Origin of the sequence: Streptomyces sp. NPDC000345, from assembly GCF_042898825.1 — a bacterium.
Lineage (GTDB): Bacteria > Actinomycetota > Actinomycetes > Streptomycetales > Streptomycetaceae > Streptomyces.
In genome coordinates this window covers 192,276-207,870 of record NZ_JBIAZE010000016.1, presented here as the reverse complement: position 1 = coordinate 207,870, position 15,595 = coordinate 192,276, and the positions used below count along the sequence as shown (strand labels likewise).

12 protein-coding genes are annotated in these 15,595 nt (G+C 72.7%); 5 read left to right on the top strand and 7 right to left on the bottom strand.

Annotation, left to right across the window (positions count from 1 at the left end):
- Positions 1-197: 197 nt before the first annotated feature.
- The 5 genes from ACFY30_RS31830 to ACFY30_RS31810 form a co-directional block, all read right to left on the bottom strand.
- Positions 198-1,247 carry an ABC transporter substrate-binding protein gene (locus ACFY30_RS31830; protein WP_390848603.1) on the bottom strand — a complete coding sequence of 350 codons (1,050 nt, stop codon included), beginning with the start codon at positions 1,245-1,247 and terminating at the stop codon, positions 198-200.
- A 190-nt stretch (positions 1,248-1,437) separates the two neighbouring features.
- Complete coding sequence (locus ACFY30_RS31825) at positions 1,438-2,598, bottom strand: acyl-CoA dehydrogenase family protein (protein WP_390848602.1); 1,161 nt, start codon at positions 2,596-2,598, stop codon at positions 1,438-1,440.
- Positions 2,599-2,604: 6 nt separating this feature from the next.
- Positions 2,605-3,537 carry a hydroxymethylglutaryl-CoA lyase gene (locus ACFY30_RS31820; protein WP_390848601.1) on the bottom strand — a complete coding sequence of 311 codons (933 nt, stop codon included), beginning with the start codon at positions 3,535-3,537 and terminating at the stop codon, positions 2,605-2,607.
- A complete protein-coding gene (locus tag ACFY30_RS31815) occupies positions 3,534-5,561 on the bottom strand; it encodes an acetyl/propionyl/methylcrotonyl-CoA carboxylase subunit alpha (RefSeq protein ID WP_390848600.1) in 2,028 nt (675 codons plus the stop codon). The genes ACFY30_RS31820 and ACFY30_RS31815 overlap by 4 nt, the downstream gene beginning before the upstream one ends.
- A gap of 14 nt (positions 5,562-5,575) precedes the next feature.
- A complete protein-coding gene (locus tag ACFY30_RS31810; RefSeq protein ID WP_390848599.1) occupies positions 5,576-7,192 on the bottom strand; it encodes a carboxyl transferase domain-containing protein in 1,617 nt (538 codons plus the stop codon).
- 96 nt (positions 7,193-7,288) lie between these two features.
- On the opposite strand from ACFY30_RS31810, the gene ACFY30_RS31805 reads away from it, so the two are divergent.
- The 3 genes from ACFY30_RS31805 (at position 7,289) to ACFY30_RS31795 (ending at position 10,098) form a co-directional block, all read left to right on the top strand.
- Positions 7,289-7,903: a TetR/AcrR family transcriptional regulator gene (locus tag ACFY30_RS31805; RefSeq protein ID WP_390848598.1), complete on the top strand. Its 615-nt coding sequence runs from the start codon at positions 7,289-7,291 to the stop codon at positions 7,901-7,903.
- A gap of 119 nt (positions 7,904-8,022) precedes the next feature.
- On the top strand, positions 8,023-9,180 hold the full coding sequence (locus tag ACFY30_RS31800) for an acyl-CoA dehydrogenase family protein (protein ID WP_390660276.1): 1,158 nt from the start codon (positions 8,023-8,025) through the stop codon (positions 9,178-9,180).
- A 36-nt stretch (positions 9,181-9,216) separates the two neighbouring features.
- Complete coding sequence (locus ACFY30_RS31795) at positions 9,217-10,098, top strand: acyl-CoA thioesterase (protein ID WP_390848597.1); 882 nt, start codon at positions 9,217-9,219, stop codon at positions 10,096-10,098.
- A 20-nt stretch (positions 10,099-10,118) separates the two neighbouring features.
- Here ACFY30_RS31795 and ACFY30_RS31790 read toward each other — a convergent pair whose 3' ends face one another.
- A complete protein-coding gene (locus tag ACFY30_RS31790) occupies positions 10,119-10,907 on the bottom strand; it encodes a phosphatase (RefSeq protein ID WP_390848596.1) in 789 nt (262 codons plus the stop codon).
- A gap of 62 nt (positions 10,908-10,969) precedes the next feature.
- Complete coding sequence (locus ACFY30_RS31785; protein WP_390848595.1) at positions 10,970-12,775, bottom strand: helix-turn-helix domain-containing protein; 1,806 nt, start codon at positions 12,773-12,775, stop codon at positions 10,970-10,972.
- A 164-nt stretch (positions 12,776-12,939) separates the two neighbouring features.
- On the opposite strand from ACFY30_RS31785, the gene speB reads away from it, so the two are divergent.
- Both speB and ACFY30_RS31775 read left to right on the top strand, forming a co-directional pair.
- Positions 12,940-13,908: an agmatinase gene (gene speB / locus ACFY30_RS31780; RefSeq protein WP_390660074.1), complete on the top strand. Its 969-nt coding sequence runs from the start codon at positions 12,940-12,942 to the stop codon at positions 13,906-13,908.
- On the top strand, positions 13,905-15,590 hold the full coding sequence (locus ACFY30_RS31775; RefSeq protein WP_390848594.1) for a thiamine pyrophosphate-binding protein: 1,686 nt from the start codon (positions 13,905-13,907) through the stop codon (positions 15,588-15,590). Before speB ends, ACFY30_RS31775 begins: the two co-directional genes overlap by 4 nt.
- The last annotated feature ends 5 nt before the right edge of the window (positions 15,591-15,595 follow it).

Sequence of the window (15,595 nt, the reverse complement as noted above, 5' to 3'; positions counted from 1 at the left end):
ACGGCCTGCTGGTGGGGGTGGGCCGCGCGGGACGCAGGCCCCGCCCCGCCGTTCCCGCCGGGCCGCGGTTCTGGTGAAAAAGGCCCCCCCCCACCCCGGCCGCGCCCCCGCGCGGCCCCCCCACCCCCCCCCCCCGCCACGTGGGTGCGACCGGCCGCCGACGGCCGCGGCTCACCCACGACCCGAGCCACCCTGTTTCAGCTGACCTTCTTCGCCTTCTCGAGAGCCTCGGCGAGAGTCTCGAGCAACGGCACACACTTGTCGTACGAAAGGATGGGTTCCGGCGACCGGGCGATGACCTGCCCCGCCTTGACCGCGGGCAGCTTCTTCCAGGTCGCCTCGGTGATCGCCGAAGGCTGAAGCGCCGAGGACCGGTCGTCCATCATGATGATGTCCGCCGCGTACTTGTCGACGTTCTCCCAGGACAGCGACTCGTACCAGCCGCCACCCTCCTTCTTCGCACTCTCCGGAGGCTCGACGAAGTTCACGCCGAGGGCCTTGAAGTACTCCAGGTCGATGGAGAGGTTGCTGCCGGAGACGTAGAACAGCTCCGCGCTGGCGGAACCCGCCATGACCTTGATGTCGGGCTTGGCCTTGGCGGCGGCGCGCAGCCGGGTCGCGGCGGCCTCGAACCGCTTCTTCGCGTCGGTGACCTTGGCAGTGGTCATGTCCGCGCCCAGGGACTCGGCCAGCTCCCACAGGCGCTCCAGCGGAGCGGTGAGCTGACGGTCGTAGACGGATATGCCGACGCTCGGGGCGAGCTTGGCGATCTTGTCCTTGGACGCCTCGGGGACGTACCAGAGGGTGCCGGCGTCGTCGAACATCGTGGAGATGAGGACGTCGGGCGCGAGGGCCGCGTACTTCTCGACGTTGAACTCGTCCCAGACGTTGCCCAGGACCTCGACCTTGGAGACGTCCATGTCGCCGGCCTGGACGTCGGCCTTGCCGTCGGCGGTCGTGGTCGGGCCGAAGACGCCCTTGACCTGGATGCCGTAGTCGTAGAGGGCGGCGGCGACACCGGTGAACGCGACGATGTCCGCCGGGATCCTGTCGAGCTTCACGGTGGTGCCGCGGTCGTCCTTGAAGGTCCAGGGGCCGGACTTGGCGGAGGTGTTCGCCGACGACTCCGAGCCACTGCTTTTCGCGTCGTCGTCCCCGCAGGCCGCGAGCACGGCACCGAGGCCGAGGGCGCCACCGGCGGCGAGAACGCCGCGGCGGGTGAGGTGGTTGGCGCTGGCGTTGGGCATGAGAGTGGCTGCTTTCGAACGTGCGGATCACCGCCGGACAATTCGAAGATAGGTTAGCCTAACCTCAGATCCTGTCCAGGGGGCGGGGCGCCGTGATCCGCCACCTGTGCGCTGTCCATGACCGCACCCCTACCGTCAACTTGCCTGACACGCAGGCAAGTTGACGGGGTGAATCAGCCGCTTGCTCCGGTCAGCCGGCCAGGCCCAGCTCCCGGGCGATCAGCATCCGCTGGACCTCGCTCGTGCCCTCGCCGATCTCCAGGATCTTGGAGTCGCGCCACATACGGGCCACCGGATACTCGTTCATGAAGCCGTAGCCGCCGTGCACCTGGGTGGCGTCGCGGGCGTTGTCGACGGCGATCGTGGACGAGTAGAGCTTGGCCAGAGCCGCCTCCTTCTTGAAGGGCTCGCCCGTCACCAGCCGGGAGGCGGCGTCACGCCAGGCCAGCCGGGCCGTGTGGGCCTTCATCTCCATGTCGGCGATCTTGAACTGGATGGCCTGGTTGGCGCCGATCGGACGCCCGAAGGCATGCCGCTCCCGCGCGTACTTCACCGACTCGTCCACGCACCCCTGCGCCAGCCCGGTCGCCAGCGCGGCGATCGCGATCCGGCCCTCGTCGAGGATCCGCAGGAACTGCGCGTACCCGCGCCCCTCCTCGCCCAGCAGGTTCGCCGCCGGCACCCGCACGTCGGTGAAGGACAGTTCCCGGGTGTCGGAGGCGTTCCAGCCGACCTTCGAGTAGGGCTGCGCGACCGTGAAGCCCGGCGTGCCGGACGGGACGATGATCGCGGAGATCAGCGGTCTGCCGTCCGGCTTGCGGCCGGTGACCGCCGTGACCGTCACCAGGCCCGTGATGTCCGTGCCCGAGTTGGTGATGAAGCACTTGGTGCCGTTGATCACCCATTCGCCGGTGTCCGGGTCGAGGCGGGCCGTCGTGCGCGTCGCCCCCGCGTCCGACCCGCCGTCGGGCTCGGTCAGACCGAAGGCGCCCAGGATCTCGCCGGAGCACAGCCGGGGCAGCCACTCCCGCTTCTGCGCGTCGGTGCCGAACAGATGGATCGGCATGGCGCCCAGCGAGACGCCGGCCTCCAGGGTGATCGCCACGGACGAGTCGACGCGCGCGAGCTCCTCCAGGGCGATGCCCAGTGCCAGGTAGTCGCCGCCCATGCCGCCGTACTCCTCCGGGAACGGCAGTCCGAACAGGCCCATGCGGCCCATCTCGCGGACGATCTCGTACGGGAACTCGTGCCGCTCGTAGAAGTCGCCGATCTTCGGCGCGACGACGTCGTGGGCGAACTCCGCGACCGTACGGCGGAGTTCTTCCAGCTCGGGGGAGAGACGGTGGTCCATGTCGGGTCACTGCTCCTTGTGGGACAGGGCTCGGACGGTGCGGGAGGGGCTGGGTCGGCCCAGTTGCCCGGCCATCCACTCGCTCGTGGCGACGAGACGGCCGAGGTCGACCCCGGTGTCGATGCCGAGGCCCTGCAGCATCCACACGAGGTCTTCGGTGGCGAGGTTTCCGGTGGCGGACTTCGCGTACGGGCAGCCGCCGAGGCCGCCCGCGGAGGCGTCGACGGTGGTGACGCCGTGCTGGAGCGCGGCCAGGGTGTTGGCGAGCGCCTGTCCGTAGGTGTCGTGGAAGTGCACACCCAGGACGGAGGTGGGCACCCGCTGTTCGTTGAGCGCGGCGAGCAGCTCCAGGACGTGACCCGGCGTCGCGACGCCGATGGTGTCGCCGAGGCTCAGCTCGTCGCAGCCCAGGTCGAGCAGGGCGCGGCAGACCCGGACGACCTGGGGGAGGGGGACCGCGCCCTCCCACGGGTCGCCGAAGCACATGGAGAGGTATCCGCGCACGTGCGCGCCCTCCGCCTTCGCCCGGGACACCACCGGCTCGAACATCGCCAGCGCCTCGTCGACCGTGCGGTTGAGGTTGGCCTTGGCGAAGGACTCGGTGGCGCTCGCGAAGACGGCGACGCGCCGCGCTCCCAGCGCCAGGGCCCGGTCCAGCCCGCGCTCGTTCGGCACCAGGACCGGCAGCGCCACGTCCAGATCGCTCACCAGCGGGAACAACTGCTCCGCGTCGGCGAGCTGGGGCACCCACTTCGGGTGCACGAAGCTGGTGGCCTCGACGGTGGTGAGGCCCGCGGCGGCCAGGCGGCGCACGAACTCCGCCTTGACCTGCGTCGGCACGGCCGTCTTCTCGTTCTGCAGTCCGTCGCGCGGGCCCACCTCGTGGATCCTGACCCGGGCGGGCAGGTCCGGGGCCGGTACGACCATGGGAAGTGTCACCGGTCCTCCTCCGCCGATGTCTGCGCCGGGGTGATGACGGCCAGCACCTGGTCCATGGCGACCGTCGTCCCCGGTGTCACGTCCAGCTCGGCGACCGTGCCGGCGTGCGGGGCGGAGATGACGTGCTCCATCTTCATCGCCTCCACCACCAGCAGGCTCTGACCGGCCGTCACCTCATCGCCGACGGCGACCTTCACGACCGTCACCGTCCCGGGCATGGGCGCGGTGAGCGAGTCGGCGCCGGAGTGCGCGGCGCCGGTCAGCGAGGCGGCCACCGGGTCGTGGTCGCGGACGTGCCACGCGTCGCCGTCCCGGCCCAGCCAGGTGCCGTCCGGCAGGGCGGCGAAGGTGTGGCAGACACCGTCGAGCCGGAAGCTGAACCGGTCCCCGGCACCGGGCCGCGGCGCCGGACCCCCGGCCCCCCGGAGGGGCCGCTCCGCCCCGGGAAGCAGCAGCTCCGTCGCGCCGTCCGGCGTGCGCCGCACGCGTACGGTGACCGGTTCGTGGCCCGGCACCCGGAGGTGGTGCGGGGTCCACGCCCGCTCGCCGCCCAGGCGCCAGCCGTCACGGGCCGCGAACGGGTCGGTCCAGCCCGGGCCTTCGGCGGGCGCGAGGGAGGCCTGACGCAGCAGAGCCGCCGCCGCGTAGACCTCCGCGGGCACGTCGTCCACGACGAGCGTGTCCACCTCCCGCTCGACCAGGCCCGTGTCCAGCTCGCCCGCCACGACCGCCGGATGGGCGAGGAGCCGCCGCAGGAACCCGGCGTTGGTCGGCACGCCCAGCGTGACCGTCCCGGCGAGGGCGGCCCGCAGCTTCCTGAGCGCCGTCGCGCGGTCCGGCCCGTACGCGATCACCTTGGACAGCATCGGGTCGTACAGGCTGCCGACCTCGGTGCCCTCGCTGAGCCCGGAGTCGGTGCGCACGCCGTCGCCCTGCGGCTCGCGCAGTGCGACGACGGTCCCGCCGGACGGCAGGAACCCGCGCGAGGGGTCCTCCGCGCAGATGCGCGCCTCGACCGCGTGCCCGGTGAGGCGCACGTCCCGCTGCCCGAAGGACAGGGCCTCGCCCGCCGCCACCCGCAGCTGCCACTCCACCAGGTCGAGCCCGGTGACGAGTTCGGTGACCGGGTGCTCCACCTGCAGCCGGGTGTTCATCTCCATGAAGTAGTACGACGAGGGGTCGCCGCCCGGGACGATGAACTCCACGGTGCCCGCGCCCCGGTACCCGCAGGAGCGCGCCGCCTGCACGGCCGCCTCGCCCATGGCCGCGCGCGTCTCCTCGTCGAGCAGCACGCTCGGAGCCTCCTCGACCACCTTCTGGTGCCGGCGCTGCAGGGAGCACTCGCGCTCGCCCAGATGGACGACGTTGCCGTGGCCGTCGGCCAGGACCTGGATCTCGATGTGCCGGGGGCGGTCGACCCACCGCTCGACCAGGAGCGTGTCGTCGCCGAAGGAGGCGCGGGCCTCGCGGCGGGCGGCGGCGATCTCGTCGGCCAGCCGGTCCGCGTCCCGCACCAGCCGCATGCCCTTGCCGCCTCCGCCGGCCGACGGTTTCAGCAGCACGGGTACGCCGATCTCCTGGGCGGCGGCGGCGAGCTGCGCGTCCGTCAGACCGCTGCCGCTCGAACCGGGCACCACCGGCACCCCGGCGGCCCGCACGGTCTCCTTGGCCCGGATCTTGTCGCCCATGAGCGCGATGGCGTCGGCGGGCGGCCCGATGAACACCAGCCCCGCGTCGGCGCACGCGCGCGCGAAGGCGGCGTTCTCCGCCAGGAAGCCGTATCCCGGGTGGACGGCCCGGGCGCCGGTCCGGGCGGCGGCCTCCAGCAGCCGCTCCGCCGACAGATAGCTCTCGGCGGCGGGCGCCGGACCGATCCGTACGGCGGTGTCGGCCTCCCGGACGTGCCGGGCGTCCGCGTCGGCGTCGGAGAAGACGGCGACCGAGCGCACACCCAGGGAGCGCAGGGTGCGGATGACGCGGACGGCGATCTCGCCCCGGTTGGCCACGAGCACGGTGTCGAACATCGTCGGCAAGCCCCTCACATCCGGAAGACGCCGAACTGGGGGTCGCCCAGCGGCGCGTTGGCACAGGCGGTCAGCGCGAGGCCCAGCACCTGGCGGGTCTCCAGCGGGTCGATGACCCCGTCGTCCCACAGCCGGGCGGTCGCGTAGTAGGCGTTGCCCTGACGCTCGTACTGCGCCCGGATGGGGTCCTTGAAGGCCTCTTCCTCGGCCACGGGCCACTCCTCGCCCCGGGCCTCCAGCTGGTCGCGCTTGACCGTGGCGAGGACGGAGGCGGCCTGCTCGCCGCCCATCACGGAGATCTTGGCGCTCGGCCACATCCACAGGAAGCGGGGCGAGTAGGCCCGGCCGCACATGGAGTAGTTCCCGGCGCCGTACGACCCGCCGACGACGACGGTCAGTTTCGGGACCCGCGTACAGGCGACGGCGGTGACCATCTTGGCGCCGTGCTTGGCGATGCCGCCGGCCTCGTAGTCCCGGCCCACCATGAACCCGGAGATGTTCTGCAGGAACACCAGCGGGATCCCGCGCTGGTCGCACAGCTCGACGAAGTGGGCGCCCTTCTGGGCGGACTCGGAGAACAGGATGCCGTTGTTGGCGACGATCCCGACCGGGTGACCGTGGATCCGGGCGAAGCCGGTGACCAGGGTCTGCCCGAACTCGGCCTTGAACTCGGCGAACCGGGAGCCGTCGGTCACGCGCGCGATGATCTCCCGTACGTCGTAGGGGGTACGGGAGTCGACCGGGACGGCGCCGTACAGCCCGTAGGGGTCGACCTTGGGTTCCACGACGGGCGCGACCTCCCAGGGGAGGGGCCCGCGCGCGGGGAGCGTGGCGGCGATGGTCCGCACGATCCGCAGGGCGTGCGCGTCGTCCTCGGCGAGGTGGTCGGTGACGCCGGAGACCCGGGAGTGCACCTCCCCGCCGCCCAGCTCCTCCGCGGTGACGACCTCACCGGTGGCGGCCTTCACCAGCGGGGGACCGCCGAGGAAGATCGTGCCCTGGCCGCGGACGATGACGGCCTCGTCGCTCATGGCCGGGACGTACGCCCCGCCGGCCGTGCACGAGCCGAGGACGGCCGCGATCTGCGGGATGCGGGCCGCGGACATCCGGGCCTGGTTGTAGAAGATCCGCCCGAAGTGCTCGCGGTCCGGGAACACCTCGTCCTGCATGGGCAGGAACGCGCCGCCGGAGTCGACCAGGTACAGACAGGGCAGGCGGTTCTCCAGGGCCACCTCCTGCGCCCGCAGATGCTTCTTCACCGTCATCGGGTAGTACGTCCCGCCCTTGACGGTGGCGTCGTTGGCGACGATCACGCACTCGCGTCCGGCGACCCGGCCGATCCCGGCGATGACCCCGGCGGCCGGCGCCTGTCCCTCGTACATCCCGTCGGCGGCCAGGGGCGCGAGCTCCAGGAAGGGCGAGCCGGGGTCGAGGAGACCGTCCACCCGGTCCCGGGGCAGCAGCTTCCCGCGCGCGGTGTGCCGCGCCCGCGCCTTCTCCCCGCCTCCCAGCCGGGCGGCGGCCAGCTTGCCGCGCAGTTCCTCCACGAGGGCGCGGTGCGCCTCCTCGTTGGCCCGCCAGGCCGCCGACGCGGGATCGGCCGCGCTCGTCAGCTCCGGTGCCTGTTCCATCCTGCGGTTCCCCTCACCCAGTGATCGCCTGTTAATGAGCGTTAACCATTTCTCACAGGTTAACGACCGCTAACCTCCCTGTCTAGAATTGCCGTCATGGCCACCAGAACCGACGCCCCCACCCGCCGCGAGCAGATCCTCAAGGAGGCCGCGCGGCTGTTCGCCGAGCGCGGTTTCCACGGCGTCGGAGTCGACGAGATAGGGGCCGCGGTCGGTATCAGCGGCCCGGGCCTGTACCGCCACTTCCCGGGCAAGGACGCGATGCTCGCCGAGCTGCTGGTGGGGATCAGCGGCCAGCTCCTGACCGGCGCGAAGCGCCGCCTGGCGGAGGCCGACGGGGGTCCGGCGGAGGTGGTCCTCGACTCGCTCATCGAGGGGCACATCGACTTCGCGATCGACGACCGCCCCCTGATCACCCTGCACGACCGCGAGCTGGACCGCCTGCGCGACAGCGACCGCAAGCTGGTCCGCCAGCTCCAGCGGCAGTACGTCGAGCTGTGGGTGGAGGTGGTCCGGGAGATCTACCCCTCCCTCACCGAACCGGCGGCCCGTTCGGCGGTCCACTCGGTCTTCGGACTGCTGAACTCCACCCCGCACCTGGCCCGCCCGGGCTCCCTCCCGGGCCGCGCGGCCACCGCGGCGCTGCTGCACCGGATGGCGAGGGGGGCCTTCGCGGCCGCCGGGGCGCAGGGCCAGGCCGCCCGGGCGTGACGAGCGTTACGGCCGCTGCCGCCCGGAGCCTCTGGACGCCTCTCGCTACCCACCGGTACGGTAATGATCTGAGCAAGCGCTTAGACATGGACCCTTTGAGCCAGGTGGAGGTGGCGGCGGTGCGCCGTACGGTGTTCAACGAGGATCACGAGGCGTTCCGGGAGACCCTCCGGGCCTTCATCGAGGCCGAGGTCGTCCCCGTGTACGACGAGTGGTTCGCCGCCGGCCAGGCGCCGCGCGACTTCTACTACAAGCTGGCCGAGCTGGGCCTCTTCGGCATCACCGTGCCGGAGGAGTACGGCGGTGCCGGCATCGACTCGTACAAGTTCGAGGCCGTGATGTACGAGGAGACGGCCCGCGCGGGCGTCCACTTCGGCGGCTCCGGCGTGCATGTGCTGCTCGGCCTGCCGTACATCAAGATGCTCGCCACCGACGAGCAGAAGAAGCGGTTCCTGCCGAAGTTCGTCTCCGCCGAGGAGATGTGGGCCCTCGCGATGACCGAGCCGGGCACCGGCTCCGACCTCGCGGGCATGAAGACCACGGCCAAGCTGAGCGAGGACGGCACGCACTACGTCCTCAACGGCTCCAAGACCTTCATCACCGGCGGCGTCCACGCCGACCGCGTCATCGTCTGCGCCCGCACCGCCGCGCCCACCGCCGAGGACCGCCGCCACGGCATCTCCCTGTTCGCCGTGGACACCAAGTCCGAGGGCTACTCCATCGGCCGCAAGCTGGACAAGCTGGGCCTGCGCACCTCCGACACCGCCGAGCTGGCGTTCGTCGACGTCAAGGTGCCCGTCGAGGACCTTCTCGGCGAGGAGAACAAGGGCTTCTACTACCTCGGCCACAACCTCGCCTCCGAGCGCTGGGGCATCGCCTTCGGTGCCTACGCGCAGGCCAAGGCCGCCGTCCGGTTCGCCAAGCAGTACGTGCAGGAGCGCACCGTCTTCGGCAAGCCGGTCGCCCACTTCCAGAACACCAAGTTCGAGCTGGCCGCCTGCCAGGCCGAGGTCGACGCGGCCGAGGCAGTCGCCGACCGCGCCCTGGAGGCCCTCGACGCCGGCGAGCTGACCCCCGCCGAGGCCGCCAGCGCCAAGCTGTTCTGCACCGAGGTCGCCCACCGCGTCATCGACCGCTGCCTCCAGCTGCACGGCGGCTACGGCTTCATGAACGAGTACCCGATCGCCCGCCTGTACGCGGACAACCGCGTCAACCGGATCTACGGCGGCACCAGCGAGATCATGAAGACGATCATCGCCAAGGACATGGGTCTGTAAGGTCCCGGCAATTACTGGCCGGTACAACTAGACGCCATGAGCCAGGCACTTCAGGATCTCCTCGATCTGCTCGACCTCGAGCAGATCGAGGAGAACATCTTCCGCGGCCAGTCCCGCTCCGCCGTCGTCCCCCGCGTCTTCGGGGGACAGGTGGCGGCGCAGGCGCTGGTCGCCGCCGGGCGTACGGTCCCCGCCGACCGGCACGCCCACTCCCTGCACGCGTACTTCCTGCGCATGGGCGACCCGGGCGCCCCCATCGTCTACAACGTCGAGCGGATCCGCGACGGCCGCTCCTTCACCACCCGCCGCGCGGTCGCCGTCCAGCACGGCCGGCCGATCTTCGCGCTGTCGGCGTCCTTCCAGACGTACGAGGACGGCCTCGACCACCAGGCCCCCATGCCGCCCGCCCCCGACCCGGAGACGGTCCCCACCGGGCAGGAACGCCTGCGCGGCTACGACCACCTCGACCCCAGGGTCGTCGAGCGGTTCCTGGAGGCCCGCGAGGCGATCGACCTGCGGTATGTCGACGACCCGCCGTACGGCAGGTTCGGCGAGCCCCGCGAACCGCACAGCCAGGTCTGGTTCCGCACCAACGGCAAACTGGACGGCGCCGTCGACGAACCGCTGCTGCACGTCGTCCTCGCCACGTACGTCTCCGACATGACGCTCCTCGACTCGATCCTCCTCGCGCACGGGCGCGGCGGCTGGGCGGTCGGTGACGTGGTCGGGGCCTCGCTGGACCACGCGATGTGGTTCCACCGCCCGTTCCGCGCCGACGAGTGGCTGCTGTACGACCAGGAGTCGCCGTCCGCGTCCGGCGGGCGCGGCCTCGGCCAGGCCCGCATCTACACGCGGGACGGACGGCTCGCGGTCTCGGTCATCCAGGAGGGTGTGGTCCGCGTCCCCCGCGAGGACTGAGGGACGCGGAGGCGCGGGACCTACTCCAGACCGGCCGCCGCCAGCAGGTACGCGATCACCGGGTCGTAGTGGCGCGGGGTGACGACGTGGTCGTCGAGCGGGACCGCCACCTGCACGGTCCCCTCCGCCTCCGCGATGAACAGCGCCGGGTCGTTGCAGTCGGCGTACCCGACGGAGTCGATGCCGTGCTGCCCCGCGTAACCCGCCCACCCGTGGTCGGCGACGACGAGGTCGGGCAGCGGCCGGCCCGCGCGCTCCAGCGCCGTGAGGATGGCCTTCATCGGCTCGCCCGAGTGCGTGTGCCACAGCGTGGCGCCGTGCTCGAGCACCGCCACGTCCGCGACCTGCCACACGTATCCCTCGTCGGTCTGCAGACCGTCGGGGATCACGACGATCTCGCAGCCGGCCGTGCGCAATGCGGCGGCGGTGGAGCGGTGCACGTCGAGCAGACCGCCCGGGTGACCGGTGGCCAGCAGCACCCGCTGACGCCCCTCGGCGGCCTTGCGCAGCCGCGCCGCGAGCCGGTCCAGGCCGTCGACGGTCAGCTCGGGATCGATGGTGTCCTGGCCGTACCGGTACTCCGGATCGTCGTTGACGCCCACCCGTTCCGCCATCACCGCGAGCACGTCCTGCTCGTCGGTCCAGCGGTCGCCGAGTTCCAGGCCCAGCCAGTAGTTGCGGACGCCGTTGGCGAGCTGGCGGTAGTGGGAGAGGTTGTTCTCGCGCGGGGTCGCGACCTGACCCGCGATACGGGTCCTGACGAGGTGATCGACGAGTTCGGCGCGGCTGGGGGTCCCGGGTATCGGCATGGTCTCCATTGTGGGGCAGCGGCCGGTGCCCGTCGCCGCGGTTCCGGGCGCTGGGACGTGCGTCACTGGTCGGTCACGCGCAGCGCGAACCACAGTTCCATCCGGACGTCCGGGTCGTCCAGATCCGTCCCCAGCAGCGCCGCGCACCGCGCGATCCGCTGCCGCACGGTGTTGCGGTGCACGGCCAGCGCGACCGCCGTCCGGTCCCAACTGCCGTGCAGCGACAGCCAGGTGCGCAGGGTCTCGGTGAGGGCGGGGGTGGCGGCGACGGGCGCGAGGAGCGTACGGGCGTGCTCCGCGGCCGCGTCGGGCGGCAGCAGGTCGGCGAGGCCCGCCGGGCCGCCGTGCCGGACGAGGGCCGCGCGGGTCGCCCGGGCGCGGGCCAGGGCGCGGGCCGCCTGGGCGTCGGCGACGGGCCACTGCCCGGGTTCGGCCACGGCGCTGACCCCCAGGGTCCAGCCCGGCTGCGGCCCGGGCTCCCGCTCGGCCGGCACGAGCACCCGTACGACATCCGGGGCGAGGTCGACCAGCGGCGACCCGAGGGCGGCGCCGAGCGCGGAGGCGGCGACGGGGTCGGGGGCGGCCGACTCGGGCCGCGCGTGCACGACGATCCACCGCTCGTCCCCCAGCAGCGGGGCCACCTCCTCCGGCGGACTGCCCAGCAGCAGGCGGACGAGCGCGCAGGAGCGGGCCGCGTCCGAGCCGCTCTGGTGCTCGCCGGTGAGGAGGGAGAGGAGGACGGCGGCGACGGACGCGATGGTGTGGTCACCGGGCTCGCGCCGTGGTGTCGCCACCCCGAGCACGAAACCCCGGCCGGCCCCGAGCGCGTAGGCGGCGAGGTGGGTCCCGGAGGGGTCGACGTCACTGGCGGACGCGGAACCCCGCCCCACGAGAACCCGGGCAAGCCGGGCGAGCGGGTCGCCGAGCGGCCCCTCGGACGCCGGACCAGCCCCGCCGTCCGAGGGACCGGCCGGTGCCGTCACCGGCCGGAGACCGGCGGCTCGGGCCACCGGGTCCGGGCGGCGGCCGACGGCTGCGGCTGCCGGGGTCCGGTGGGTCTGGTCGGGCCGGGGGGCCGGGGTCGGCTGGTGCCGGGCGGGCGGGGGTGCCGGGGTCTGGCGGGCTTCGGATGCTGCGCTGGCTGGGGCTACCAGGGGTGCTGGGGTCTCGTGGGCCTGGTCGGGCCGGGGGGCCGGGGTCGGGTGGGGCTCGCCGGGCGGGGGTGCCGGGGTCGGTCGGGGCTGGTCGGGGCCGGGCTTCGGAGTCGGGTGGGGTGGTCCCGCCGTGGCGATCTCTGTGCCGTCCGGGGCGTACAGCACCGCGCGGCCGCCGAGGCGGTGGGCCAGTCGGCGCAGGACGGACCGGACCGGGTCCGGGCGGGCGGCGGCGGAGGCGAGGCTCTGCTGGGCCTCCGTCACCCGGCGCAGCTCGGCCGTGCGGGCCCGCTCCATCAGCTGCCAGACCGCGCGGGCCACCGTCGCGAAGGTCGTCTGCGGCGGCACCTCGATCAGCGGCAGCCCGTACGCCTCACAGGCCGCGACCAGCGCGCTCGGCACGGTGTCGTGCACCGGCGCCACCCCGAACCCGAGCGCGGCACCGCCCGCCGCCACGATCCGCGCGACGTAGTCGTCGAAGGAGGTCCCCGCCCCCGCCGCCCGCGGAATGTGCACCCCGGCCGTCAGCAGCAGCTCACCGCCCAGCAGATACGGGTAGGGATCGGCCATCTCCGAGGTGTGCGCCCCGTGCAGGACCGTCCCCGCGTCGGCGGGCCCGGCGATCTGCCGCAGCGCCAGCTCCTCGCGGGCCAGCAGCGCGGCGAGCGGGACCGGCGGGGTGAGCGGAACGGCGGGCTGCCCTGACGGCGTCATGTGCACACCCTCCACTCGACAGCCGGTCAATGGATGAAACGTACACTTCGCAGTCGCCGTCCGGCCACCTAAGGTCGTGTCCGTCCCCCCGTCCCGGCTCCCCGGTAGGGTCGAACCGGAAGCAGTGCATACGCGACGAAGCGTAGGAAAGAAGGCATTGGACCATGAGCGGCAACGAGACGCCCCGCGGCCCCGTCGACTCCTCCCGCATACCCCGGTACGCCGGCCCCGCCACCTTCGCCCGCCTGCCCCGCCTCGACGAGGTGGGCCGCGCGGACGTCGCCGTCGTGGGCGTGCCGTTCGACTCGGGCGTCTCCTACCGGCCCGGCGCCCGCTTCGGCGGCAACGCGATCCGTGAGGCCTCCCGGCTGCTGCGCCCGTACAACCCGGCCCAGGACGCGTCCCCCTTCGCCCTCGCGCAGGTCGCGGACGCCGGCGACATCGCCGTGAACCCGTTCAACATCAACGAGGCGGTCGAGACCGTCGAGGCCGCCGCGGACGACCTGCTCGGCACCGGTGCCCGTCTGATGACCCTGGGCGGCGACCACACCATCGCGCTGCCCCTGCTGAGGTCCGTGGCGAAGAAGCACGGCCCCGTCGCCCTCCTCCACTTCGACGCCCACCTCGACACCTGGGACACCTACTTCGGCGCCGAGTACACGCACGGGACCCCGTTCCGCCGGGCGGTGGAGGAGGGCATCCTCGACACGGAGGCCCTCTCCCACGTCGGCACGCGCGGCCCCCTGTACGGCAAGCAGGACCTCACCGACGACGAGAAGATGGGCTTCGGCATCGTCACGTCGGCGGACATCTACCGGCGCGGCGCCGACGAGGTCGCCGACCAGCTGCGCCAGCGCATCGGCGACCGCCCCCTGTACATCTCCATCGACATCGACTGCCTGGACCCCGCGCACGCCCCCGGCACCGGCACGCCCGAGGCCGGCGGCATGACCTCCCGCGAGCTCCTCGAGATCCTGCGCGGCCTGGCGTCGTGCAACCTGGTCTCGGCGGACGTCGTCGAGGTGGCCCCCGCGTACGATCACGCGGAGATCACATCGGTGGCCGCGTCGCACACCGCGTACGAACTGACCACGATCATGTCCCGTCAGATTGCCGAGGCCCGCTCGAAGTGACCCACGACCACGACCTGGTGCTCCGCCCGACGGCCGCGCAGACCAAGGCCGCGCTCGGCCCTCCTCCCGGCCGGATCGGCGGAGACCTGGTCGTGGAGACCCTGGCCGCGCTCGGCGCGACCACGGTCTTCGGCCTGCCCGGCCAGCACGCGCTGGGCATGTTCGACGCGCTGCGCCGCTCCTCCCTGCGGTACATCGGCCTGCGGGTGGAGAACAACGCGGGCTTCGCGGCGGACGCCTACGGCCGGATCACCGGGGAGGCCGCCCCCCTGTTGCTGTCGACGGGCCCCGGCGCGCTGACGTCGCTGGCGGCCCTCCAGGAGGCGGCGTCGGCCTCCGCCCCCGTCCTGGCGATCGGCAGCCAGGTCCCGACGGCGGGCCTGGGCGGCGGCCGGCACGGCTATCTGCACGAACTGCCCGACCAGTCGGCCTCCTTCAGGGGCGTGGTGAAGTCGGTCCACACCGTCCGCACCCAGTCCCAGATCCCCTCGGCGATCGCGGAGGCCTGGAAGTCGGCGCTGACCGCCCCGCACGGACCGGTGTGGGTGGAGATCCCGCAGGACGTCCTCCTGGCGGAGACGGCGATCCCGGTGGTGACGGGCGTCGACGCCTTCCCCGACGAGCTGCCGCCCCGCCCCGAACTGACCGCCGTGGCCGCCGACCTGCTCTCCCGGGCGGCCCGCCCGGCGATCATCGCGGGCGGGGGAGTCGTACGGGCGGACGCGTCGGGCAAGCTGAGGCAGCTGGCCGAGAAACTGAAGGCCCCCGTCGTCACCACCTTCGGCGGCAAGGGCGCGTTCCCCTGGGAGCACGAGCTGTCGTTGCAGTCCTGGCTGGAGGACCGCCACACGACCGAGTTCCTGGAGGACGCGGACGTCCTGCTGGTGATCGGTTCGGGCCTCGGTGAACTCTCCTCGAACTACCACACCTTCGCGCCGCGCGGCCGGGTCGTCCAGATCGAGGCCGACCTCGGCAAACTCGAGTCCAACCACCCGGCCCTGGGCATCCACGCGGACGCCCGCCTGGCCCTCCAGGCCCTGCTGGAGACGGTGACCCCCCGTGAGGACCCGCAGGCCGCGTCCCGCGTGCGCACGCTGCTGTCGCGCGTGTCGGAACGCCTGGCCGCACAGGACCTCACCCTGGAACAGGGCCTGCTGGCGTCGGTCCGCCAGGCGCTCCCGTCGGACTCCCCGTCCTTCTGGGACATGACGATCCTCTCCTACTGGGCCTGGTCGGCCTTCGACCCCGAGTCCGCCAACACCATGCACTCCGCCCAGGGCGCCGGCGGCCTCGGCTACGCCTTCCCGGCCGCCCTCGGCGCGGCCGTCGCGGACCCGGCCCGCCCGGTCCTCGCGGTCTCCGGCGACGGCGGCGCCCTCTACTCGATCGCCGAACTCGCGACGGCCAGGCAGTACGGCCTCCCGGTCACCTGGCTCATCGTCGACGACGGCGGTTACGGCATCCTCCGGGAGTACATGACGGACTCCTTCGGCGCGACCACGGCGACGGAACTGACCCGCCCGGACTACGTGGCCCTCGCGGAGTCGTTCGGCGTGCCGGGAACCCTGACGTCCCCGGAGACCCTGGCGGCGGACCTGTCGAAGTCCCTGGCGTCCCCGGGCCCTTCGGTGCTCGTCCTGCCGGCGCTGTTGCGGATGTTCGCGCCCACGCACCTCGGCTGAGGCAT